General features: G+C 69.2%; 2 protein-coding genes. Both read left to right on the plus strand.

The window, feature by feature from the left end; genetic code table 11:
* Positions 1-1,717: CocE/NonD family hydrolase (locus AAF481_20465; protein ID MEM7483540.1), on the plus strand; the 1,717-nt coding region annotated here is incomplete at its 5' end.
* Positions 1,714-2,049, plus strand: a 336-nt coding sequence (locus AAF481_20470) for a class I SAM-dependent methyltransferase (protein ID MEM7483541.1), incomplete at its 3' end; no start/stop codon positions are given. The genes AAF481_20465 and AAF481_20470, both read left to right, overlap by 4 nt.

The raw sequence follows: 2,049 nt of genomic DNA on the forward strand, positions 1-2,049 counted from the left end.
AATGCCTGCCTTGAAGTCGACCGCGCGGGTCGAAGCTCCGGCGCGCGCCGAGGCCGCGCGCGTCCAGGCAGGCCTCGTCGTCACCTCTGAGGACGGCGTGCCGCTGGCCACGGACGTCTACCGCCCGCGCGCGGCCCCTCGACCGGTGGTGATCCTGCGGACCTACCTCGGCAAGGCCCAGCACCGGGCGGAGGCCCTGGGCTGGGTCGAGCACGGCTTTGGCTGCATCGTGCAAGATGTGCGAGGGCGGTACGATTCGGGCGGCACGTGGCGCCCCTACGCCCACGAACGTCGGGACGGGTGTACGACCGTCGAATGGGTGAGCCGGCAGCCCTGGTGCGACGGCAGAGTCGTCTTGACCGGCGGCTCGTACGGTGCCTTCACCGCCTGGGCCGCGGCGGTGAGCGGGCATCCGGCAATCCGCGCGGTAATCGCTTCGGTCCCGGCGATGCGACCGGTGGATTTCTCTCCCGGGCCGGACGGCGGCGTTCTGCCTCTGCTCGGCCACGTCTCGTGGTGGCTCACCCATGGTGACGCGCGGTGTGCTCGAGATGGGCTGGCGGCGGCGATGCTCGAGGCCGAGCCAGATCTCTTGCGACATCTCCCCGTGGCGGATCTTCCAACGCAGCTGTGGGCTCCCCTGCCCGGCTGGCTGTCCGCGGCCACCGCCGATCCCACAGCTCCACCCCTGTTCGGCGACGCCGAGCTCGCGGCGCTCGCCGTGCCGTCACTCCACGTCGGCGGCTGGCACGATCCATACTGCGGCGAGACGCTCCATCAATGGGCGACGGTCGGCAAGGCGCACGAGCCTCGGCCGCCCCGCGGGCTGGTGATCGGGCCGTGGACGCATCAGCCGCGGGGGCACTTACCGAGCCGGTACGGCGAGCGCGACTACGGGTCCGCATCGCGTTTCCCCCTCGGCCGCTTCCAGGCCGCGTGGCTGCACCACGTGCTCGACGGCGAGGTGACACCGGACGATCTGCCGAGGGCCGAAGCTTCGCACGTTTTCGTCACCGGCGAGAACTGCTGGTCGGTGGTCGATCAACACCCAACCCGGGATCGGCACCTGTGGTATGTGACCTCGGCGACAGGTCTGTCGCCAACAAGCCTGTCGGCAACAGGTCTGTCGGCAAAAGGCCTCTCGAGCGAGTCCGCCGGCGTGTCGGGGCAGTGCTCTTTTCCCTACGACCCCGGGGATCCCTACCCGGCGCGCCGAACGCCAATCGACGAGACGGACCTCGCCGGCCGCACCGACGTCGCGCGTTTCACCACCACGCCGCTCGAGGCGCCCTGTCGTTGGCTGGGTGAGGCGCGGGTGATCCTGTGGGCGAGCACCGACGCACCCTCGACCGATTGGGTGGCGCGGGTGCTCGAGGTCCTGCCGGACGGGCGCTCGCTCTACATCACGCACGGCCTGGTCGACGCGGTGCGGGCGCTGGCTCGACGCGGCGAGGCTTTGCGTCCGGATCGGCCTTACCGGTTCGAGATTCCGCTGTCGCCGATGGCGATCACGATCCCCACCGGCCATCGATTGCGCCTCGAGATCACTAGCAGTGCTTTCCCTTCGTATGCCCGCAATCTGGCCTCGGGCGAAGACCGTCTCTTCGGTCGATCGCTCCGCAGCGCCGTGCAAACCATCTACTGGAGTCCGCTGATGCCGACCCGGCTCATACTTCCCGGTTCGCTCGACGTGCTCGACATGGAGGTCGCAACATGACACCCCACAAGGTTGGCGAGATCTACGACGCCTGGTCGAGTTACCAGAATTCGCGGCTCGACGCCTTTCCGTGTGAGTTCCACATTCACCGCGCGTTGCTGCACGAGCATCTCCCACCTGGTAGTCGAGTTCTCGATGTCGGCGCCGGGCCGGGTCGCTACGCCATCGAGCTGGGCCGCGCGGGGCATCGGGTCGTGGCCGGCGATGTCTCACCCGTCCAGGTCGATCAGGCGCGCCGCAACGTCGCCGAGGCAGGGCTGGCGATCGAGCCGAGAGACGAAGTGACAGACGGCGTGGCGGGGGATTCGCCATCGGCGGGTGTCGAGTCGGTG

It is taken from the genome of Acidobacteriota bacterium (assembly GCA_039030395.1).
Classification (GTDB): domain Bacteria; phylum Acidobacteriota; class Thermoanaerobaculia; order Multivoradales; family JBCCEF01; genus JBCCEF01.